The sequence below is a fragment of the Arthrobacter sp. SAFR-023 genome (genome assembly GCF_051965295.1).
Lineage (GTDB): Bacteria > Actinomycetota > Actinomycetes > Actinomycetales > Micrococcaceae > Arthrobacter.
This window is the reverse complement of the sequence record NZ_JBQCMF010000001.1, coordinates 81,459-101,642: the sequence shown is the minus strand read 5'-3', so window position 1 is coordinate 101,642 and position 20,184 is coordinate 81,459. Positions and strand designations below refer to the sequence as shown.

The 20,184-nt window shown below is 65.9% G+C and carries 16 protein-coding genes and 3 tRNA genes; 8 read left to right on the top strand and 11 right to left on the bottom strand.

Features of this window, described 5'->3' with window-relative positions; genetic code table 11:
• Nucleotides 1–55: 55 nt before the first annotated feature.
• From ACTHQX_RS00470 to bcp, 6 genes are all read right to left on the bottom strand, one after another.
• The gene (locus ACTHQX_RS00470; protein WP_440155110.1) at nucleotides 56–3,271 is read right to left on the bottom strand and encodes an efflux RND transporter permease subunit; all 3,216 of its coding nucleotides are present in this window, start codon (nucleotides 3,269–3,271) and stop codon (nucleotides 56–58) included.
• A 77-nt stretch (nucleotides 3,272–3,348) separates the two neighbouring features.
• On the bottom strand, nucleotides 3,349–4,854 hold the full coding sequence (locus tag ACTHQX_RS00465) for a malate:quinone oxidoreductase (protein ID WP_395405199.1): 1,506 nt from the start codon (nucleotides 4,852–4,854) through the stop codon (nucleotides 3,349–3,351).
• 77 nt (nucleotides 4,855–4,931) lie between these two features.
• The gene (locus ACTHQX_RS00460) at nucleotides 4,932–6,608 is read right to left on the bottom strand and encodes an ABC transporter substrate-binding protein (RefSeq protein WP_440155109.1); all 1,677 of its coding nucleotides are present in this window, start codon (nucleotides 6,606–6,608) and stop codon (nucleotides 4,932–4,934) included.
• A gap of 198 nt (nucleotides 6,609–6,806) precedes the next feature.
• Nucleotides 6,807–7,478 carry a fasciclin domain-containing protein gene (locus tag ACTHQX_RS00455; protein WP_440155107.1) on the bottom strand — a complete coding sequence of 224 codons (672 nt, stop codon included), beginning with the start codon at nucleotides 7,476–7,478 and terminating at the stop codon, nucleotides 6,807–6,809.
• A gap of 234 nt (nucleotides 7,479–7,712) precedes the next feature.
• Nucleotides 7,713–7,794, bottom strand: a tRNA-Leu gene (locus ACTHQX_RS00450).
• Nucleotides 7,795–7,910: 116 nt separating this feature from the next.
• On the bottom strand, nucleotides 7,911–8,402 hold the full coding sequence (gene bcp / locus ACTHQX_RS00445; protein ID WP_440155106.1) for a thioredoxin-dependent thiol peroxidase: 492 nt from the start codon (nucleotides 8,400–8,402) through the stop codon (nucleotides 7,911–7,913).
• A gap of 95 nt (nucleotides 8,403–8,497) precedes the next feature.
• Between bcp and ACTHQX_RS00440 the strand changes: the two genes are divergently transcribed.
• Complete coding sequence (locus ACTHQX_RS00440; protein ID WP_102972116.1) at nucleotides 8,498–8,974, top strand: MarR family winged helix-turn-helix transcriptional regulator; 477 nt, start codon at nucleotides 8,498–8,500, stop codon at nucleotides 8,972–8,974.
• Between the two features lie 26 nt (nucleotides 8,975–9,000).
• Here the strand turns inward: ACTHQX_RS00440 and ACTHQX_RS00435 are convergent, their stop codons facing one another.
• Nucleotides 9,001–9,999 carry a LacI family DNA-binding transcriptional regulator gene (locus ACTHQX_RS00435; RefSeq protein WP_440155105.1) on the bottom strand — a complete coding sequence of 333 codons (999 nt, stop codon included), beginning with the start codon at nucleotides 9,997–9,999 and terminating at the stop codon, nucleotides 9,001–9,003.
• A gap of 110 nt (nucleotides 10,000–10,109) precedes the next feature.
• Between ACTHQX_RS00435 and ACTHQX_RS00430 the strand changes: the two genes are divergently transcribed.
• The 6 genes from ACTHQX_RS00430 to ACTHQX_RS00405 all read left to right on the top strand — a co-directional run bounded on the left by ACTHQX_RS00430 (nucleotide 10,110) and on the right by ACTHQX_RS00405 (nucleotide 16,321).
• Nucleotides 10,110–11,294, top strand: a complete 1,185-nt coding sequence (locus ACTHQX_RS00430; RefSeq protein WP_440155103.1) for a Gfo/Idh/MocA family oxidoreductase — start codon at nucleotides 10,110–10,112, stop codon at nucleotides 11,292–11,294.
• Complete coding sequence (locus ACTHQX_RS00425; RefSeq protein WP_440155102.1) at nucleotides 11,291–12,085, top strand: TIM barrel protein; 795 nt, start codon at nucleotides 11,291–11,293, stop codon at nucleotides 12,083–12,085. Before ACTHQX_RS00430 ends, ACTHQX_RS00425 begins: the two co-directional genes overlap by 4 nt.
• 136 nt (nucleotides 12,086–12,221) lie before the next feature.
• Complete coding sequence (locus tag ACTHQX_RS00420; RefSeq protein ID WP_440155101.1) at nucleotides 12,222–13,217, top strand: substrate-binding domain-containing protein; 996 nt, start codon at nucleotides 12,222–12,224, stop codon at nucleotides 13,215–13,217.
• Nucleotides 13,218–13,273: 56 nt separating this feature from the next.
• Complete coding sequence (locus ACTHQX_RS00415) at nucleotides 13,274–14,329, top strand: ABC transporter permease (RefSeq protein WP_440155100.1); 1,056 nt, start codon at nucleotides 13,274–13,276, stop codon at nucleotides 14,327–14,329.
• A 5-nt stretch (nucleotides 14,330–14,334) separates the two neighbouring features.
• On the top strand, nucleotides 14,335–15,261 hold the full coding sequence (locus tag ACTHQX_RS00410; RefSeq protein ID WP_440155099.1) for an ATP-binding cassette domain-containing protein: 927 nt from the start codon (nucleotides 14,335–14,337) through the stop codon (nucleotides 15,259–15,261).
• A gap of 25 nt (nucleotides 15,262–15,286) precedes the next feature.
• Nucleotides 15,287–16,321 carry a Gfo/Idh/MocA family oxidoreductase gene (locus ACTHQX_RS00405; protein ID WP_440155480.1) on the top strand — a complete coding sequence of 345 codons (1,035 nt, stop codon included), beginning with the start codon at nucleotides 15,287–15,289 and terminating at the stop codon, nucleotides 16,319–16,321.
• 78 nt (nucleotides 16,322–16,399) lie between these two features.
• Here ACTHQX_RS00405 and ACTHQX_RS00400 read toward each other — a convergent pair whose 3' ends face one another.
• Together ACTHQX_RS00400 and ACTHQX_RS00395 are read right to left on the bottom strand one after the other, a co-directional pair.
• The gene (locus ACTHQX_RS00400) at nucleotides 16,400–17,413 is read right to left on the bottom strand and encodes a Gfo/Idh/MocA family protein (RefSeq protein ID WP_440155098.1); all 1,014 of its coding nucleotides are present in this window, start codon (nucleotides 17,411–17,413) and stop codon (nucleotides 16,400–16,402) included.
• Nucleotides 17,414–17,415: 2 nt separating this feature from the next.
• Nucleotides 17,416–18,600: a Gfo/Idh/MocA family protein gene (locus tag ACTHQX_RS00395; RefSeq protein ID WP_440155097.1), complete on the bottom strand. Its 1,185-nt coding sequence runs from the start codon at nucleotides 18,598–18,600 to the stop codon at nucleotides 17,416–17,418.
• Between the two features lie 131 nt (nucleotides 18,601–18,731).
• Here ACTHQX_RS00395 and ACTHQX_RS00390 point away from each other — a divergent pair, with 131 nt between their 5' ends.
• Entirely contained in the window at nucleotides 18,732–19,760 is a 1,029-nt protein-coding gene (locus ACTHQX_RS00390) for a LacI family DNA-binding transcriptional regulator (RefSeq protein WP_440155095.1), read from the top strand.
• A 92-nt stretch (nucleotides 19,761–19,852) separates the two neighbouring features.
• Here ACTHQX_RS00390 and ACTHQX_RS00385 read toward each other — a convergent pair.
• Nucleotides 19,853–19,928 (bottom strand) — tRNA-Lys (locus tag ACTHQX_RS00385).
• A gap of 179 nt (nucleotides 19,929–20,107) precedes the next feature.
• Nucleotides 20,108–20,183: transfer RNA gene (locus tag ACTHQX_RS00380), tRNA-Lys, on the bottom strand.
• Nucleotide 20,184: the final 1 nt, after the last annotated feature.

The following is a 20,184-nucleotide window of genomic DNA, read 5'->3' as shown; positions in this document are numbered from 1 at the left end:
AACGCCCTCTGCTGCTACCTAGTTGGGTGGGGAGGAGAAGTGGGGAGGCGCCGGGTTATTCGGGGGAGCCGGGGGCGGCACGCCGTCCGCTGAGCTTGGGCACCATGCCCGTGGTCCAGTCCGCGAACTCGGCGTCGACGTCGTCTTCCGCGGGGGAGAATCCGGGACGCTGCTTGAGCTGGCGCATGAGCTCCTTTTTCTCCTTCCGCCCCTCCACCAGCCGGTAGAGCACGGGGACGAGCACCAGCGTCAGCGCGGTGGAGGACACCAGGCCGCCGATCACCACGATGGCCAGCGGCTGCGAAATGAACCCGCCGCCGCCCGTCATGCCCAGGGCCATGGGGGTCAGCGCGAAGACCGTGGCCAGCGCGGTCATCAGGATGGGCCGGAGTCGCTGCCGGGCGCCGTGGGTGATGGCGTCGGCAACACTCATTCCCGGATTGCCGCCGCGCGGATTCCGGTACTGGTTGATCAGGTCGATCAGCACAATCGCGTTGGTCACCACGATGCCCACGAGCATCAGCATGCCGATCAGCGACGGCAGCCCCAAGGGGACCCGCGTGACAAGAAGCAGGGCAACCGCTCCGGTGGCGGCGAACGGCACCGAAACGAGGAGGATCAGCGGCTGCACCAGGGACTTGAACGTCGCCACCATGATCACGTAGACGATGGCGATTGCGGCCAGAAGTGCGAGGCCGAGCTGCCGGAAGGATTCCGCCTGCTGGGTGGTGGCGCCGCCGATCGCCGCGGTCACCCCGGCGGGAAGGTCCACGGCTTTGAGGCGCTGCTGCACTTCCGCGCTGACGGCTCCCAGGTTGGATCCCGACGGCGTAACGGACACCTGCGCGGTCCGCTGGCCGCTGCTGGAGGTGATGGAGACCGGGACGTCGACCTGTTCGACGGCGGCAATGCGGCTGAGCGGGACGGCGCCGGAAGCGGTGGGGAGCGGGATGTCGCGGACGGCGGCGATGCTGGTGAAGCGTTTTCCTTCGCCGATCTGGACGGGGAAATCGTCCGTGTCGATGCGCACGGTGCCTGCGGGGACGGGGCTGATGGTGGAGGCGAGGACGCCCGCCACCTGCTCTTCGGTCAGGCCGGCGGCAACGGCCTTGGCCCGGTCAACCTTCACCTGTACCACGGGCTGGCTGGCAGCCAGGTTGGTGGTCACCTCACTGCTTCCGGGCACTCCGGTCAATGCCTTGACCATGGAGTCGCTGGCCTTCCTCAGATCTTCGGAGGTGGCAGCCTTCAGGGTGACGTCCACGGTGGAGGACGTTCCGAAGCCTCCCTGCTGGGAACCGACGGAGATCTTGCCGGCAGCACCTGCCGCCGCCAGTTCGCTGCGGACGGCCTCCTGCAGCTTGCCCTGGTTTGCTTTTTCTTCGGTGACCACGGTGAAAGAGGAGTTGGAGGCGCCCGAGGACGTCAGCGCGGTGAAGCCCGCCTGCGCGTTGCCGGAGGTCACCTGGACGTCCCTGATGCCGTCGATGCCAAGGAGGACGTCCTCGACCTTCCGGGCCGCGGCGCTGGTGTCCTCGAGGCTCGTGCCGGCGGGCAGTTCCTGCTTGACCGTCATGCTGTTCTCGCCTGAGCGTCCGAGCAGGTCGGTGGCGAGCAGTGGCGTCATTGCAGCGGTCCCGCCAAGGACCAGGACCGCGGCGATGAGGGTGAGCACGGGGTGCTTCTGGGTCTTGGTCAGGACGGGAAGGTAGCCGCGCTGCAGGAGGCTGCGCTGCTCGGCCTCGTGTGCCTGTGCCTGGACTTCCCGGGCGGAGCGCGGGGCCTCGCCGGCACCGTTGGCGGGGCTCTTCAGGAACCAGTACGCGAGCACGGGAACGATGGTCAGCGACACCAGGAGCGAGGAGAGCAGCGCAATGGTGACCGTCAGGGCGAACGGCCGGAACAGTTCCCCCGTGAGTTCGCCGACGAAGGCGATCGGGAGGAAGACAGCCACTGTCGTCAGTGTGGAGGCGGTGATGGCGCCGGCCACCTCGCGGATGGAGGTGAGGATCGCGGTGAGCTTGGCTTCGCCGTAGCTCAGGTGCCGCTTGATGTTCTCGATCACCACGATCGAGTCATCAACTACCCGGCCGATGGCGATGGTCAGCGCCCCGAGCGTGAGGATGTTCAGCGAATACCCCGTGCCGGACAGGCCGATGAAGGTGATGAGCAGAGAGAGCGGAATGGAGACGGCGGTGACCAGGGTGGAGCGGACGGACATCAGGAACAGCAGAATGATGGCCACTGCGAAACCGAGGCCCAGGAGGCCCTCCGTGGTGAGGTCCTTGATGGACTTCTCGATAAAGGGCGCCTGGTCGAAGACGGGGGTGAACTTGGCGTTCGAGCCAAGCTCCGCCTCGAGCTGGGGCACCAGATCCTTCACCGCGTGCGAGATCGCCACGGTGTCGCCCTCGGGTTTCTTCGTCACGGAAATGGCCATTGTTTCGAGGCCGTTCGTCCGGGTGATGGAGGTGCGCACGTCATCCTGAATGCTGACGTCGGCTACGGAACCGATGGTGGTGCCGGCTGTGGCGCCGGTGAGCGGCAGGGCCTTCACCGCGGCCACCGAGTCGACCGGGCTGCCGATCTGCAGGGAGAGGCTTTGGCCCTTCTCCTCGATCGTGCCCGCCGGAACGAGATCGCCGTTGTTGGTCAGGGCGTCCCGGACCGCCTGGATGCTGGCACCGCCGGCGGCCATGCTGGCCGCGTTCGGCTGGATCAGGATGTGCCGGTTGGCGCCGCCCGTTACGTCGGCGCCGCGGACGCCGTCGAGCTTTTGCAGCCGCGGTACCGACAGCCGCTGAAGGTCCGTGTTCAGCTCGCTCAGCGGCTTGTCGGAGGAGACGGCGAGGAAGACGATCGGGAAGTCGCTGATGCTGCCGGCGATAGCCTGGGGCTGGACGTCGTCCGGGAGCGTACGCTTCGCGTTGGAGATCGCCCGGTCGATCTGGTTCCGGGCCCGGTCCAGGTTGGAACCGTAGGTGAACACCAGGCTGATCTGCGAGACGCCGTTGCGGGAGGTGGACGACGTCGACTCCAGGCCTTCGACGCCGTTCAGCGCCGTCTCCAGCGGACGGCTGACCTGTTTGTCCACCACCTCGGGCGACGCCCCGGGCATCGACGTGATCACCGTGATCCTCGGGAACTCAACCGAGGGTATGAGTTCCTGCTTCAGCGAGGACATGGTGATCACGCCGAACACCGAGGCGAAGATGGTGATCAGCGCGATGAGCGCGCGGTTCCCGAGGGATAGTTGGGCCAGCCGGAACATCGCATGCTCTCCTGGGTTGACGGACTGTTTGCCTTCGGTGGTGCCTGCCGCAACCCGCGCCGGTCAGCGCTGGAGGGTCACCGCTGGACTGCGGGCGATGCTTCCAGCTGGAGGCTCTTGGCGGTGGCCTTCTCGAGCTCCGCCGCCAGCTCCGGGTTTTCGTTGAGCTTGACGCCGTAGCCCGGCATCATTTCCTTGAGCTTGGACTGCCAGCCCTTGAAGTTCTTGGGGAAGGACTTCTGCAGGAGCTCGATCATGATGGGCACGGCCGTGGAGGCTCCCGGTGAAGCGCCGAGGAGGGCGCCGACGGAACCGTCGCGGGCGGCGATCACCTCGGTGCCGAACTGCAGCACACCGCCCTTCTTCGGATCCTTCTTGATGATCTGCACGCGCTGGCCGGCGGTAATGAGTTCCCAGTCGCCGTCCTTGGCCTCGGGGTAGTACTCGCGCAGCGCCTCCACCTTGTCACCGTGGCGCTTGGCCACTTCTTTGACCAGGTAGGCGGTCAGGTCCATGTTGTCCTTGGCCACGGCGAGCATCGGGATGATGTTGCTCGGCCGAATGGACAGCGGGAGATCGAGGTAGCTGCCGTTCTTCAGGAAGTTCGTCGAGAAGCCGGCGTACGGTCCGAACAGGAGGGAGCGCTTGCCGTTGACGTAGCGCGTGTCCAGGTGCGGCACGGACATGGGCGGTGCGCCGACGGACGCCTGGCCGTAAACCTTGGCGTTGTGCTGGGACGCCAGGGACGGGTCCGTGCAGCGGAAGAACTGGCCGGAAACCGGGAACCCCCCGAAGCCCTTGCTTTCGGGGATGCCGGAAGCCTGCAGCAGGTGCAGCGCTCCGCCGCCCGCGCCGACGAAGACGAACTTGGCCCGGATGCTGCCGCGCTCACCGGAAGCGGGGTGCTTGAGCGAAAGGTCCCAGCCGCCGTCGGACGCCCTGCGGAGATCGGTGACGTCGTGGCCGTAGTTGATTTCGACCCCGTTGTTGGCGAGGTATCCGGTCAGCTCGCGGGTCAGGGCACCGAAGTCGACGTCGGTGCCTTCGGCGGCGCGGGTGGCCGCGACGCGCTGCTTCGTGTCGCGGCCCTTGACGATCAGCGGCGCCCACTTGGCGATCTGCGCGAAGTCCTCGGAGTACTCCATGCTCCGGAACAGGGTGTGCTCCTTGAGTGCGTTGTACCGGGTCTTGAGGAAGGTGGAGTTGTCGTCGCCAATAACGAAACTCATGTGCGGCACCGTGTTGATGAAGCCCTTGGGCGAGCCGATCAGGGAGTTGTCCACCAGATGGGACCAGAACTGGCGGGACAGCTGGTACTGCTCGTTGATGTGCAGGGCCTTGGCAGGATTGACAGAGCCGTCCTTGGCCGCGGGGGAGTAATTAAGCTCACACAGCGCGGCGTGCCCCGTGCCGGCGTTGTTCCACGGTCCTGAACTCTCCAGGCCGGCCTCGTCGAGCCGCTCGAACAGCGAAACGGTCCAGTTGGGTTCGAGCTGCTTGATGAACGCACCCAGCGTGGCGCTCATGATGCCGCCGCCAATCAGGACGACGTCGGCATGTTGGGTCTTGGAAATGAAGGTCACAATCAGTCTCCCGTAGGCGGCTCTGGCTGTCACAGAATATCCCTGTACCGCCCTCTAACTGAAATTGCGCCCCGGCGTCAAGGCCTCAGCTGGACCTTCGTGAAAACTTCATTTAATACCGGCGAAGCAGGATAGCTGATCACCCGGTCGGACAGGGCCAGTGCGGAGATCGGGAAAGCGATGGGGACGGCGGGCAGGGACTCCGCGATCTGGGCGTTGATGGTCTGGTACTGCTGCGTGCGTTCCTGGCCGTCCGGAAGCCCGCGGGCGCGGTCGATCTTGGAGAACACCTGCGGGTCCTGGTAGCCGAACTCGCCGTTCTTCTCGCCGAAGAGCGGGGCGAGGAAGTTGTCGGCGTCGGAATAGGAGCCGTTCCAGCCGAGCAGGTGCAGGGCGTGGTCGCCGGGGTTCTGCACCTTCTGCAGGTAGCCGTCCGTCCAGTCCACCGGGACGGGCTGGATGTTCAGGCCCACCGCCGTGAGCTGGCGGCTGATCTCCGCATAAACCTTTTCCGGGGTGGGCAGGTACGGTCGTGTGACATTCATGGGGTAGTAGAACTTCAGGGCCTGGCCCTTGTAGCCGGCCTCTGCCAGAAGTTCCTTCGCCTTGCGGGGGTCGTAGCCGAGTGCGGGTGCGTTGTTGTTGAACCCGCTCAGCTTGGGCGGAACGAACTGCGAGGCCTGGGCGGTGTTGTCGATGAAGAAGCGCCTGATCAGCGTGTCCTTGTCGATGGCCAGCTCGATGGCCTGGCGGACCTTGAGGTCCTTGAGTACCGGAACTGCCTGGTTCATGCCGAGATACATCACCGAGAAGGGGTCCCGCTGGATGATCTGCTTGCCGCGCTTGACCAGCTGGTCGAAGTTTCCCACCGTCACAGAGTCATAACCGTCGATCCTGCCATCCAGCAAGGCCTGCAGCCGCGTCTGCGGGTGGTCATAGGTGACGAATTTGAGCGTGGCGATCTGTCCCCGGGTGCCCCAGTACTCCTTGTTGTCCGTGAGTGTGACCCCCGCGCTGTCCCAGGCGGAGAAGCGGAAGGGTCCGGTGCCCACGGGATGGGTGGCGTAAGCGGAAAGTGCCTGGCTGCCGCGCCGCAGGCTGGGCTGATCGGCCTTCCCGGCGGCGAGTGCCTTGGGGGAGGAGATGGCAAACGCGGGAAGCGTCAGGGCCTGCAGGAACCCGGTGAAGCGTTCCGTGAGGCTGATCCGCACGCGCAGCGCCGACAGGGCGGTGCAGGATTTGAAAACGGACAGCTCCGGATGGTCGGCGTGCTCCTTGAAGACCCCTTTGAAGGTGGTTCCCGGAGCCTGCTTCCGAAGGGCCTCGGAAAAGTTGAACCAGCGGTCGAAGTTGGTGCAGACGGCGTCGGCGTTGAAAGGGGAACCGTCGTGAAACCTGATGCCGGGGCGGAGGGTGAAGGTATAGGCCAGGCCGTCCGGCGATTCCGTCCACTGCGTTGCCAGCAGTGGCGTAGGCTCGCCCGTCGTTTGGTCGACGCCCACCAGCCCTTCCAGGATCTGCCGGGTGACCCGCTGCGATTCGACGTCGTTCGCCAGGGCGGGGTCCAGGCCCAGAGGCTGTGAGGCCGTGCCGAACGTGAAGGTTTCTGAAGGGGCAGCGGCTGCCGTCGTGGTGCTTGCCGCAGCGGACGACGGCGTGGGCTGGGTTTCGCTCGTACAGGAAGTGAGCGTCAGGCCCAGAAGGACGGCACCGGTCTTGAGGGCCGTACGGCGCGGGATACTGCTGCTGGGCACTCGATTACCACCTCTGGACTGCTGGGGTGCGCGTGGGCGGCTGTTGCCCGCCACCAGTCTAATTGACGGATCGCGGGCCCCTGGCTTATGCGTGAGCCAGGACACGCCGGGGCCCGGAGCGGCAAAAGGCCGCGGTCCGCACTCTCGGGTGCGAACCGCGGCCTCTGCCCGGGACGGCTACGAGCCCAGGCCCAGCGACTACTTGGGCATCAGCACCGAGTCCACGAGGTAAACGGTGGCGTTCGCCGTCTGGACGCCGCCGCAGATCACGTTGGCGCCATCCACCTTGAGGGCATCCTTGGTCCCGGTCACCGTTACCGACCCGCCCTGCACGGTCTTGTGCGTGCCCACGATCTTGTCCGGAGTGACCTGGCCGGGGACCACGTGGTACGTGAGGATCTTGCTCAGCAGGGCATCGTCCTTCTTGAGCGTCTCGATCGTTGCGGCGTCCACCTTGGCGAAAGCATCGTCAACAGGCGCGAACACCGTGAACTCGCCGCCGTTCAGCGTGTCGACGAGGTTGACCTTGGGGTTCAGCTTGCCGGAGACAGCGGCTGTCAGGGTCTTCAGCAACGGGTTGTTCGAGGCTGCGACGGCCACGGGGTCCAGGGCCATGCCTGCGACGGAACCCTTGCCGCTGGGGACCTGCTTGGCGTAGTCGGCACAACCCGGACCAGCGAGGTTGGCCGCCGGATCCATGGCCGCCGTCGCGGTCTCTGACGGTGACGGCGCCATGCTGGAAGCAGACGGCTCGGCGGCGGCCGACGAGCTGCTGGTCGTGCCTGCGGAGCCGCCGCATGCGGTGAGGCTCAGCAGGGCTGCGGCTGCAATGCCTGCGACGGTGAAGGTTGAGCGCTTGAAAGACTGCATTTCGATTCTCCTTAGTTGTGCCGACGAACGGGATTGGAGGGGCTGCGGAGCCCTCCGGTGATCCTTTTCCGACTGGGTGGGGCACCGGCCTGTAGTTCCAGGCTTGGGCGGTGTCTCACTGGGTATTCGCCTGGCCGGCAGCAGCGGATGGGTGAACCGCGAAAAAATTTCTGGCGGTCTTTTAAACGAGGAAATCCCGGGCCGTAACCCGGGATTTCCTACTCTTTAGCTTTGTGCGCAAGGGGGGACTTGAACCCCCACGCCCGAAGGCACAGGAACCTAAATCCTGCGTGTCTGCCAATTTCACCACTCGCGCCCGGCTCCGCGCGCTGCCCGGCCTGCTGTCACCAGCAGGAAGACGTACGACGGCGGATGCCAGCCTCAATTGTACCGTCACCTGTGCGGTCCTCGCCGCAGGTGAGGCCTTGGTGGTTAGGCGCCGGGTTGACCGACCTCTTCGAGCTTCAGGTCCTTGCGCAGCTTGGCGACGTGCCCGGTGGCCCGGACGTTGTACTGGGCCACAGCGACTTTGCCGTCCTCGTCCACCACCACGGTGGAACGGATGAGGCCCTCGTAAGTCCGGCCGTAGTTCTTCTTCTCGCCCCACGCGGCGTATGCCTCGGCAACGGCGTGGTCTTCGTCCGACAGGAGGGGAAAGGTGAGGCCCTCGGCGTCGGCAAAGCTGGCCAGCTTGCCCACCGGATCGGGTGAGATCCCCAGCACTTCGTAGCCGGCAGCCTGAAGGGATGCCAGGCTGTCCCGGAAGTCGCAGGCCTGTTTGGTGCATCCGGGCGTGGCGGCGGCCGGGTAGAAATAAACGATGGTGTTCCGGCCGCGGAAGTCGCTGAGGCTGACGTCTGCTCCCGTTGCGTCCTTCAGTGTGAAGCCGGGGGCAGTGTCGCCCGCCGTAAGTTTTTCAGCCAACGTTGTCTCCTTGTTTTCGTGCAGGACATTCCAGCTTAGTGAGGCGTCGTCCCGGGTACTAATCAGGCTTAGTTATACTTGGTGGTATGCCTGATATGGATCGCTGGCCCACAGGGCGTCTCTTGTCCACGGCGGCCCGCCTCGTAGAGCACTCCTGGAACGAGAAGCTGGGTGCCATTGGCCTGACCCATGCCGGCGTCATCGCCATCGAGGTGCTCTACAACAGCGGTCCCATGACGCAGGCGCAGCTTGCCCAGCTTGTGCGGGTGCAGGCCCAGACCATGGGCAAGACGCTGAGCCGCCTCGAGTCGCACGGGCACATCGTGCGCCAGCGCAGCACGTCGGACCGGCGCAGCCACGTCGTATCGCTCACGGAGCGTGGCACCGAAGCCGTCATGGCTGCAGCAGACATGGAGCGGTCGGTCCTGGCCGCGGCCTCCATCGACCCGGACCGGCTCCGCCAGGAACTCCAGGCCGTGGTCCGGGAGCTGGCCAAGCGCTTCGCATCGCCTGAGACCAGCGCCATCGTGGCCGGAGCTGACGCCGGGCTGACCGTCGAGGCAAATTCCTAGCTCGAGGCAGGTTCCTGCACCGGCGACTACCCGCCGGCGGGGGGAGCCGCCGTGGTCCTGCGCGCAACCAGGTGCGGAGTCCGGACAACATGCCCGGGCGGCTGCGTTCCCTCAATCCGGGCCACGGCGCGGTCCACGGCTGCTGCCGCAAGAAGCGGAGCGTCCTGGCTGATCGAGGACAGCTGCACATAGCTGAGCCGCGCGAACTGGCTGTCGTCGTAGCCCAGCACTGACACATCTGCCGGGACCCTCAGGCCCTGCGCCCGGAGACTCTCGATGAGTCCCAGGGCTGACCTGTCGTTGAAGGCAATGACGGCCGTCGGCATGTCCGGGCCGAGGGCATTGCCCGCAGTCATCCCGTCTTCCTCCATCGCCCCGCCAGCAATGATGGCCGGCTCCAGCCCTCGGCTTTCCATCTCCGCCCGGAAGGCGGACCGGCGCGGTTCGGCGGAGACCGCGGTGCCGCCGTCGACATGGACGATCCGCCGGTGCCCCAGGGACACGAGGTGTTCCACCGCCATCCGGATGCCCTCGTCATCGTCACTGCTCACCGAATCGGTGAGTTCGCCGACGTCGTTGCGGAGCAGGCTCACTACCGGCACCTGGCCGGCGTACCGGGCCAGTTCGTCGCTGCTGAGCGTGGGCGAGATCAGGATCAGCGCCTCGGACCCGAAATCCAGCAGGGCCTCGATGGTCCGGTCCTCTGGCCTGCCACTGGTGACACCGCCCAGTGCGAGTTCGTAGCCCTTGGCGCTGGCCTCGGCGTACGCGGCGTCCACAATTTCGGCGTGAAACGCGTGGCCCGTGGAGAAGCTGAGGCCCAGGAGTTTGGTCCGGGTGCTGCGCAGCAGCCGGGCACGGCTGTCGGGCCGGTAGCCGAGTTCGCGTGCGGCGTCCAGCACTTTCTGCCTTGTGGCAACGGCTGCGCCGGGGGCGCCGCGCATCACGATGGAAACCAGGGCCCGCGATACGCCGGCGGCGTGGGCTACGTCCACGAGGGTGGGGCGCCGTTGCTGTTCAGACATGTGCCTCCTTGCTGCCAGCAGTCTATAGAACGATCTAGACAGATGGCTAAAAACTGTGCCACGATCATGCCACTAGAACGATCTAGATGCCCTGAGAAGAGGATTGCAACATGACCTACGTGCAGCAACCGGCCGGTGACAACCGCCCCGTCCGCCTCGGCCTGATTGGAGCCGGCTGGATCGGCGCCTTCCATGCCGAGTCAGTGGCCCGCCGGATTCCCAGTGCGCGGCTGGATGCCATCGCTGACCCCGCGCTTCCCGCCGCCGAGGCGCTGGCAGGCAAGCTCGGGGTTGCCCGCATCACTGCAGATCCGGCGGACGTGATCGGCGACCCCGGCATTGACGCGGTCCTGGTGGCATCGCCGGCAAGGTTCCATTCAGGTCTCATCGCAGCTGCGGCCCGGGCCGGGAAAGACGTGTTCTGCGAAAAGCCGGGCGGCCGCACTGTCGAAGAACTGGATGAGGCGCTGGCCGCCGCGGACGCCGCCGGGGTCAACGTCCAGTTTGGCTTTAACAGGCGCTTTGCGGCGGACTTCGCCGCTGCCAGGAAACTCATCGACGACGGCGTGGTGGGCACCCCGCAGCTGCTGCGGTCCCTTACCCGGGACCCGGGCACCGCCGCCGGAATCCCGTCCCCGGAGCGGATCGCGCACGGAACGATCTTCCTGGAGACGCTTATCCATGATTTCGACACTCTGAACTGGCTGAACCCGGGAGCGGTTCCTGTGAAGGTGCATGCAGTGGCTGACGCCCTGGTGGCGCCGGAAGCGAAAGCCGGAGGCCTGCTGGACACGGCGGTGGTCACGGTGACCTACAGCAACGGGGCCATCGCGGTGGCCGAAGCCAACTTCAACGCCCTGTATGGCTATGACGTGAGGGGCGAGGTGTTCGGATCCGCCGGCATGGTCGCCGCCGGTGGGCCGCAGGCATCCAGCGCCGTGAGCTACACCGCGGCGGGAATTGCCTCCGACACCGTGCGGTTGAACATCGACCTCTTCCATGACGCCTACACCGCTGAACTTGCACGCTTCGTCGAGGGTGTTGCCGCCCGACTGGCCGGACGCCCGGCGGTCGGGACCGCGGTCCCCGGCGGGATCGATGCCCGCAATGCGCTCGCCGTGGCGCTGGCGGCGATCCGGTCGCATGAGACCGGCCTCCCGGTGGACGTTGCGGCTGTGGCCCACCTGTGGGCGGCCGAGCCTGGGCTGCAGCCCACGGAACTGCATCTCACAGGGCTGCACTCCACAGGACTGCACTCCACAGGACTGCACTCCACAGGACAGGGCGGCGCGTGACCTTCCGGCTGGCCGCATGCGCCGAAATGATCTACGGGGAGTTGCCCCTCGTCGAGCGGGTACAGCGCATTCATGGGCAGGGGTTCGAGGTGGAACTCTGGGACACCCGGAACCGGGACATTTCCGCGCTCGCCGCGACGGGGGCCCGTTTCTCCTCCATGAGCGGCTACTTCGGCGGCAGCCTCATTGACCCGGACAGCGCGGACCGGGTCGTTGAATCGGCGGAGAAACTCATCCCCACCGCGTTGGAGCTGGGTGTCGAGCGCATGGTGGTGCACCCGGCGGAACTCGGCGACGGCGGGGTTGCCGTGCTGCCCCTTCACCGCTCCACCGGCCAGATGTGGCTGACCGGCCTCCGCACCCTGGAACGGCTGGGCCGGCTCGGTGAGCGGCATGGTGTGGTCTTTGCGCTTGAGAACCTCAACACGGTCCTGGACCACCCGGGCATACCGTTGGCGCGGGCCAAGGACACCCTGGCGCTGGTGTCCGCGGCAGACCACCCGCACGTGAGGATGATGCTGGATCTTTACCATGCCCAGATCGGCGAAGGAAACCTGATTGAACTTGTCCGCAGGGCGCAGCCGTGGATCGGGGAAATTCAGGTGGCCGACGTCCCGGGCCGCTTCGAGCCCGGAACGGGGGAGGTGAACTACCGCGCCGTCGCCAGGGCGCTCGCCGGCGTCGGGTACTCGGGTGTCATCGGCCTCGAGGCCGCTGCGTCGGGCGGATCAGGAGTCGCCGCGGGGGACAAGGCCCTCTCGGCGTTCCGGCTCGCCTTCACGGATGAGTGAAATGGACAAAAACTAATATCGTCCTAATGTTAGGACAAAGATTGACAACTGTGATCCGAGTCACGATGATCAGAGATATCAACATTCCGGCCCTGCGGCGTGGCACGGCCGGAACCCGAATCGAAGGAGATTTTCGGTGAAGAAATTTTCATGGCGGAGGGCGGCGCTCGTAGCCGCCGTCGTGCCGATGATGGCGCTGAGCGCCTGTTCGTCCAGCGGCGGCAGGCCGGAGGAGAACGCAAACGCCGGAGGCGGCGGGCAGGCTGCGTCGACGCCACGGATCAAGGTCGCGCTCATTACGCATGCCGCTCCCGGAGACACCTTCTGGGACATCGTCCGCAAGGGAGCTGAGGAAGCCGCCGCAAAGGACAACGTTGAGCTGCTCTACACCTCGGACCCCGAAGGCGGCCGCCAGGCCCAGCTGATCCAGCAGGCCGTGGACCAGAAGGTGGACGGCATCGCTGTGACCCTGGCCAAGCCGGACGCCCTGAAAGACGCCCTGGAGAAGGCAACCGACGCCGGCATCCCCGTGGTGAGCCTCAACGCCGGTGAATCCGTTTTCGCCCAGCTCGGGGCGTTCACGCACTTCGGCTCCAATGAGAAACTCGCCGGTGAAGCAGTGGGTGACAAGCTCAACTCCCTCGGACTCAAGCACCCTGTCTGCGTTATCCAGGAGCAGGGCCACGTCGGCCTGGAAGCCCGCTGTGCTGGCGTGAAGTCCAAGGTTCCGGCCACCGAGATCCTGTACGTGCAGGGCACTGACATGACCCAGGTGTCCTCCACAGTGACCGCCAAACTGCAGGCCACCGCTGATGCCGACGTCATCATCGGGCTGGGTGCGCCCTACACGCTCACCATCCTTAAAGCGGTGACCACGGCCGGCAGCAAAGCCAAGGTGGCCTCCTTCGACATGAACGCCGAACTCGCCCAGAAGATCGCCGACGGCGCCGTTGAATTCACCGTTGACCAGCAGCCCTGGCTGCAGGGCTACGGCTCGGTGGACGCGCTGTGGCAGGCCAAGCGCGGCGGCTTCAAGCTCGGCGGCGGGCAGCCTGTCCTGACCGGCCCCACCATCGTGGACAAGGCCGGCGCAGCCAACGCCCTCACCTTCGCCCAGCAGGGTATCCGCTAGCAGTCCGCCAGCCCGGCCCGGCGGAAACGCCGGACCGGGCAGCAAGGAGCATTCCAATGACCATGACCCAGACAATTTCCAAACCGGCGGTGACCGACGAACGTGTCGGCAGGCGCAATCCATTGCAAAAGCTGCTTGGCCGTCCCGAGGTGGGCGCCCTTGTGGGAGCCATCGTCCTCTTCATATTCTTTGCTGCGGTGTCCCAGACCTTTACCCAGCCGAACGCGTTCGCCACCGTGCTCTACGGATCCTCGACCATCGGCATCATGGCGGTGGGGGTATCGCTGCTGATGATTGGCGGCGAGTTCGACCTGTCCACCGGCGTCGCGGTCATCAGTTCCGCGCTCACGGCGTCGATGTTCAGCTGGTACTTCAGCATGAACGTCTGGGTCGGTGTGATCCTGGCGCTTGTGGTGTCGCTGAGCATCGGTTTCATCAACGGCTGGATCCTCATGAAGACCAAGCTCCCCAGCTTCATCGTCACGCTCGCCACGTTCCTGATGTTGACCGGCTTGAACCTGGGCCTGACGCGCATGATCGGCGGCGGCGTCTCATCACCGTCCATCTCCAACATGGACGGCTATGAGTCCGCGCAGGCCATCTTCTCCTCGTCGGTGAACATCGGCGGCGTGGACGTGAAGAACACCGTCTTCATCTGGATCGCCCTGGTTGCCGTCGCCTCCTGGGTGCTGCTTCGCACAAAGGTGGGCAACTGGATCTTCGCCGTCGGCGGCGACTCCAACGCCGCCCGTGCCGTGGGCGTTCCCGTCAAGGCGACCAAGATCGGCCTCTTCATGGCCGTGGGTTTCTGCGGCTGGATCCTCGGCATGCACAACCTGTTCGCCTTCGACGCCGTGCAGTCCGGCGAGGGCGTGGGCAACGAATTCCTGTACATCATCGCCGCCGTGATCGGGGGGTGCCTGCTGACCGGAGGCTACGGATCCGCAGTGGGCGGCGCGATCGGCGCCTTCATCTTCGGCATGGCCAACAAGGGCATCGTGTACGCGCAGTGGAACCCGGATTGGTTCAAGTTCTTCCTCGGGCTGATGCTGCTCCTGGCCACCATCGTTAACCTGATCGTCAAGCGCCGCGCAGACTCAAGTAAGGGCTGAACATCATGGACGCCAAACAAATCGACCAGCAGGAACTGCTCAAGGACGAGAAGGACCCGCTGACCCACACCCCGGTGCACCTGCTTTCACTGGAGAGCGTGGGCAAGCACTACGGCAACATCGTCGCCCTCACGGACGTCACTATGGCCGTGGACAACGGCCGGGTCACCTGCGTGCTCGGGGACAACGGCGCCGGCAAGTCCACGCTCATCAAGATCATCGCCGGCCTGCACCAGCACGACGAAGGTGTCCTCCACATCATGGGCGAGGAGCGGAAATTCGATTCGCCCCGTGACGCCCTTGATGCCGGCATCGCCACCGTCTACCAGGACCTCGCAGTGGTCCCCCTGATGCCTATCTGGCGCAACTTCTTCCTTGGCTCCGAGCTGACCACGGGTTTTGGTCCCTTCAAGCGCCTGGATGTGCAGGCCATGAAGGACATCACCAAGCAGGAGCTGGCGGACATGGGCATCGACCTGCGCGATGTTGAGCAGCCCATCGGCCAGCTCTCCGGCGGTGAACGCCAGTGTGTCGCGATCGCCCGCGCCGTGTACTTCGGTGCGAAGGTCCTGATCCTGGACGAACCAACGGCAGCCCTGGGCGTGAAGCAGTCCGGCGTCGTGCTGCGCTACATCCTGCAGGCCCGCGACCGCGGCCTCGGCGTCATCTTCATCACCCACAACCCCCACCACGCCTTCCCGGTCGGCGACCGGTTCCTGCTGCTCAAGCGCGGCAGGTCGATTGGCTACTACGACAAGAAGGACATCACCCTCGACGAACTCACCGCCCAGATGGCAGGCGGCGCCGAACTGGCCGAACTGGCCCACGAGCTCGAACAGCTCGGCGGCCACGGGGACGTCGTCAAGCAGGTCCAGGCCGAGGTCGCCGGCGTGACTGACTCCACGGCCGACACCGGCCGGGCATCGGGGTAGGGGAGCCGTGACAAGCAGCAGCAGCATCAAAGAAGTAACTCTTGGACTTGTGGGAGTGGGCAGGATCGGTGCGATGCACGCACGCAACATCACCGGCCTGAATGGGCTGATGAAGCCGCAGGGCATCACGGTGAACCTCAAGTTGACCGACGTTGCCGCGGAGCACGCCCGGGCCCTGGCCGGCGGAATTGGTGCCGGGTTCCTGCCCTCCGCCGAAGCCTTGCTTGACTCCGGCATCGATGGTCTGGTCATTGCTACCGGAACCGCCACGCATCCGGACCTGATCAGGGCGGGAGTGGACGCGGGAATCCCGGTGTTCTGCGAGAAGCCCGTGGCCGTGAATGTCGAGGAATCACTGCCTGTGCTCGACCACATCCGGACCGCGGCCGGCACGGTGCAGATCGGCCACCAGCGCCGGTTCGATCCAGGCTACCTGGAGGCCAAGCGCGCCTTCGACGCCGGGGAGCTGGGATGGCTCCACACGGTCAGGGCGGTCACCTGCGACATGACGCCGCCGCCGGTGGAATTCCTCGCGACGTCCGGCGGGCTCTTCCGTGATTGCTCCGTCCACGACTTCGACATCCTCCGGTGGCTCACCGGCAAGGAAATCGTGGAGGTTTTCGCCAAGGGGTCCAACAACGGTGACCCCGCAATCGGTGCCGTGGGCGACGTCGATACCGCGCTGGCTGTGGTGACGTTCGACGACGGCAGCGTCGGAACGGTCTCGGCCACCCGCTACAACGGGGCGGGCCATGATGTCCGGCTGGAACTCCAGGGATCTGCAGGGTCCGTCATGGTAGGGATGGATGAGCAGATGGCGATGTCTTCTGCCGAGCCCGGGGTCGGTTTCCCGGCGGGGCCGCCGCACCTGACGTTCGCCGAGCGGTTCCACACGGCCTACCGTGCCGAGATGGCGGCCTTCGTGGAAGTAGTGCTGGGGCAGCGGCCGAACCCGTGCACGCCGGAGGACGCCGTCGCAGCGTCCATGGTGGCGGACGCTGCCCAGGCATCGCTGCAGTCGGGGGAGCCGGTGCGGGTGGCGCTCCAGGCGGCGGGCTGACACAGCGCGAACGTACAGTTGTGCTCCAATTCCGGACGGAAAAGGGGACGCAACTGTACGTTCGCGCCGAGCGCCGGTTCAGTACTGGATCGTCTCGGTCCTGCCGGTGCGCAGGGACAGCGTTGCCGCTTCGGCGATGGCCTGGGCCTTCAAGCCATCCTCGAGTGACGGCGTGACGGCTGAACCGCCGTCGCCCGCTGTTCCATTCTCCAGCGCGGCCACAAAGTGGGCCAGGGCCGCGGCGTAGGTCGGCTGAACCCGCTCAAACCAGCCGGGGTGCATGCCGTCGTCCACCACCTTCCCTGAGTAGTAGCGGGACACAGCGCCGGCACGTTGGCGGCCGGCCTCGGCCATGCCCTCAGAGCCCATGATTTCGATCCGTTCGTCATAGCCGTAACCGGTGCGGCGGACGCAGTCGATCTGGACCAGGGCGCCGCCGGGAAGCCGGAGTGACACCACGGACGTATCCACATCGCCGTACTCGGCCAGCCGCGGTTCGGCCAGGGCCGATCCGGTGGCGAAGACCTCAACCGGGTCCGCTCCCGTAAGCCAGCGGACGAGGTCGAAGAAGTGAACGGTCTGGTCCCGCATCTGTCCGCCCGACGTGGCGATGTAGGAGAGCGGCGGCATGGCCGGGCCGCGGCTGGTGAGCTGGATAAGCTCTACATCTCCGATTTCCCCGGCGTCGACAATCCTTTTGAGCTCGGCGTAGTCGCGATCAAAGCGCCGATTGAAGTCCACCATGACCGGCACCGCGTGCTTGGCGGCGAAAGCTGCAGTCTCCCTGGCCTGCCCGAGGTCCAGGTCGATCGGCTTCTCGCACAGCACTGCCACGCCGGCCTCGGCGGCGCGGCGCAAGTGCGCGGCATGGGTGTCGGTGGACGAGGCAATGAACACCGCGTCGATGGAGGAGGAATCGAACACCTCCTCCAAGCCCGCGGCAGCGCGGGCGCCATGCTTGGCAGCCAGGGCCTTCGCGCGGTCCTGGTCCACATCGAAGACCAAGCGGAAGTCAGTGTCCGGGTGGGCTGCAAGGTTGGCGGCGTGAACCGAGCCAATGAAGCCTGCGCCGAGGAGTGCGAAGCGCTGCATGGTCAGACCCCCACCTTCTCCGCGGCACCAGCCGGGATTACCCAGGCGGCATCCTGGGCATTCGAAGCGGCGACCGCCTCGACGAACCGGACGCCGACAAGGCCGTCGTAACCCGTGGGGAAGGACAGTTCCCGGGTCTCCGGCAGGGTGCCGTCCCGGCGGGCGCGCAGTTCGGCGGCGAGATCGCGGTAGAAGTTGGCAAACGCTTCGAGGAATCCCTCGGGATGCCCCAACCCCACCCTGGTGAGCCGGGAGGCGTCCTCTGACAGGGTACTGAGCCCTTCCGTCAGCACCGTGGTGGTCCCGTCGAGGTCCTGCACCAACAGGTGATGGGGGTCCTCATGCTGCCACTCGAGGTTTCCCTTCGTGCCGAAGACCCGGATCCGCAGGCCGTGGTTGTGACCGGCGGCGGCCATGCTGGCCCATAACCGGCCCGGAACCTCTCCGGTGAGCTGCAGTTCGACCGTGGCGTGGTCGAAGACCCGCCTGCCCGGAACCAGGGTCTTCAGCCGTCCGGAGACCCTCTCGGCCTCGAGCCCGGTGATGTAGCGAAGGAGGTGGAAGCCATGCGTGCCGAGGTCGCCAACGACGCTCGGGAAGCCGGCGATGTCCGGGTCCGTCCGCCAGATGGCCTGCTTGTGCCCGCCTTGTTCCAGGGGAGTGGCCGCCCAGCCAGAGGCGTGTTCTACGTCCGCGAACGTAACCGTTCCCAGCTGGCCGTCGCGCACCATCCGGGCCGCGTGGCGCACCATGGCGTAGGCCGAGTAGCAGTGCGGAACCGCCAGGACGGCGCCGTTGTCAGCGGCGATCCGCACCAGTTCCGCGGCGGTCACTGAGTCGCGGGTCAGCGGCTTCTCGCATACCACCGAGATGCCGGCCTCGAGAAAAGTGCGGGCGATCTCGAAGTGGCTGTCGTTCGGGGTCGCAACAACCACTACATCGACGCCGTCCTCCCGGCGCGCTTCTTTTTCCGCCATCTCACGGTAACCGGCGTAGTGCCGGTCTTCCGGGATGCCGAGCTGGGACGCCAGGGCAGCGGAGCGGGCCCCATCGCGGCCAAAGACGCCGGCCTGAAGGTCATATTCGCCGTCCAGACGCATCGCGCGGCGGTGCGTCTTGCCGATGTCCGCCCCTGCGCCGCCGCCAACCATTCCGGCCACCAACTGCCGTGCGTGCGGTTCACTCATCAAGATCCTCTTTGACTCTTTGGAATTTTCTTGGACCGGTCCATAATCAATGGCACAGGCCCGGTTCGTCAACCCCTTAGGCTGGAACCGGACAGGCAGCACCAGCTGGCATGACGTGAAGAGGAGCATTGTTGAGCCCATCGTTCCCCTACAGCGGTCAGCCCCCGGCGAAGCCCACCATCCGTGATGTGGCAGACCGGGCCGGGGTGTCCAAGTCACTCGTCTCGCTGGTTCTGCAGGGCTCCGGGAACGTCAGTGATGCCCGACGGCGGGCGGTGCTTGAGGCGATGGACGAACTGGGTTACCGGCCCAACAAACTCGCCCGCGGGCTCTCGATGCCGCGCACCGGGACCGTTGGCGTTCTGCTCAACGATCTCCGGAACCCCTGGTTCATTGAGCTCCTGGAGGGTCTTTCCGCCTCCCTGCACGCCGCCGGCGTTTCCCCCGTCCTCGCCGACTCCTACACGGACCGCAGGATCGGCCGACCATCCGTCGAGGCGCTGCTGGAGCAGCGGATTGACGGCCTGGTAGTGGTGGGGACAACCACGGAGTCCACCGCCATCAGGGCCGCCTCCGCCGTGGTTCCCGTGGTGCTGGCAGGCACGCTTGATCCGGAGCTGCCGGGCGTGGATGTGGTGGTCAATGACGACGCCGCGGGTGCGCGGAAGGCCACCGAGCATCTCATTGCGCTCGGGCACAAGCGCATCGCCCACCTCCAGGGGCCCGATGGGATCGGACGCCTGCGGCGGTCGGGTTACGAGCAGGCGATGCGAACGGCCGGCTTGGAACCGCGCACGGTGGCCGGCGGCATGAGTGAGGAAAGCGGCTACGCTGCAGCCCGCACCCTGCTGGCCGCGGGCACCCCGCCGACGGCGATTTTCGCTTTCAATGACATCGCCTGCATGGGCGTGCTGTCCGCGGCAGCGGACGCGGGGGTGACTGTTCCGGGGAACATTTCCCTGGTCGGCTACGACAACACGTATCTGGCCCGCATCCGGCACCTGTCCCTGACCTCTGTGGACAACGGCAATCTCGCGGTGGGGGTCCAGGCCGGCAAGTTCATCCTGGAGCGGCTGGGCAACCCGGATCTGCCGGGCCGGACGCATCTGGTCAGCAGCGAGCTGCAGGTCAGGGGATCCTCGGGCAGTGCTCCGGACTAGGATCCTCCGCGGGCGCGCCGCGCGTGAGGCCATACCGAGGGAACGAGAAAGCCCCGCCTTCAGGCAAGGGGGCCTTGAAGGCGGGGCTTCGATGGTGCACCCCCCGGGACTTGAACCCGGAACCCATTGATTAAGAGTCAATTGCTCTGCCAATTGAGCTAGAGGTGCATCTGCTGCTTCGTTCATCCGCGGGCTTTAGTTTCCCCGTTGACCTCCGCAACGACATGCAACTCTACACGAAGTTTCGGCTGCGACAACTCGTGCCTGGCGCGCAGCCGGCACCACGCACATTCCGGGAACGACAAAGCCCCGCCTTCAGGCTTATGGCCTTGAAGGCGGGGCTTCGGTGGTGCACCCCCCGGGACTTGAACCCGGAACCCATTGATTAAGAGTCAATTGCTCTGCCAATTGAGCTAGAGGTGCA

What these genes read in the sequence shown, in the direction of transcription:
- ACTHQX_RS00415 (WP_440155100.1), top strand. Translation starts at nt 13,274, where the DNA reads ATGACCATGACCCAGACAATTTCCAAACCGGCGGTGACCGACGAACGT.
- ACTHQX_RS00400 (WP_440155098.1), bottom strand. Translation starts at nt 17,413, where the DNA reads ATGCAGCGCTTCGCACTCCTCGGCGCAGGCTTCATTGGCTCGGTTCAC.
- ACTHQX_RS00410 (WP_440155099.1), top strand. Translation starts at nt 14,335, where the DNA reads ATGGACGCCAAACAAATCGACCAGCAGGAACTGCTCAAGGACGAGAAG.
- ACTHQX_RS00435 (WP_440155105.1), bottom strand. Translation starts at nt 9,999, where the DNA reads ATGTCTGAACAGCAACGGCGCCCCACCCTCGTGGACGTAGCCCACGCC.
- ACTHQX_RS00440 (WP_102972116.1), top strand. Translation starts at nt 8,498, where the DNA reads ATGGATCGCTGGCCCACAGGGCGTCTCTTGTCCACGGCGGCCCGCCTC.
- ACTHQX_RS00395 (WP_440155097.1), bottom strand. Translation starts at nt 18,600, where the DNA reads ATGAGTGAACCGCACGCACGGCAGTTGGTGGCCGGAATGGTTGGCGGC.
- ACTHQX_RS00455 (WP_440155107.1), bottom strand. Translation starts at nt 7,478, where the DNA reads ATGCAGTCTTTCAAGCGCTCAACCTTCACCGTCGCAGGCATTGCAGCC.
- ACTHQX_RS00470 (WP_440155110.1), bottom strand. Translation starts at nt 3,271, where the DNA reads ATGTTCCGGCTGGCCCAACTATCCCTCGGGAACCGCGCGCTCATCGCG.
- ACTHQX_RS00430 (WP_440155103.1), top strand. Translation starts at nt 10,110, where the DNA reads ATGACCTACGTGCAGCAACCGGCCGGTGACAACCGCCCCGTCCGCCTC.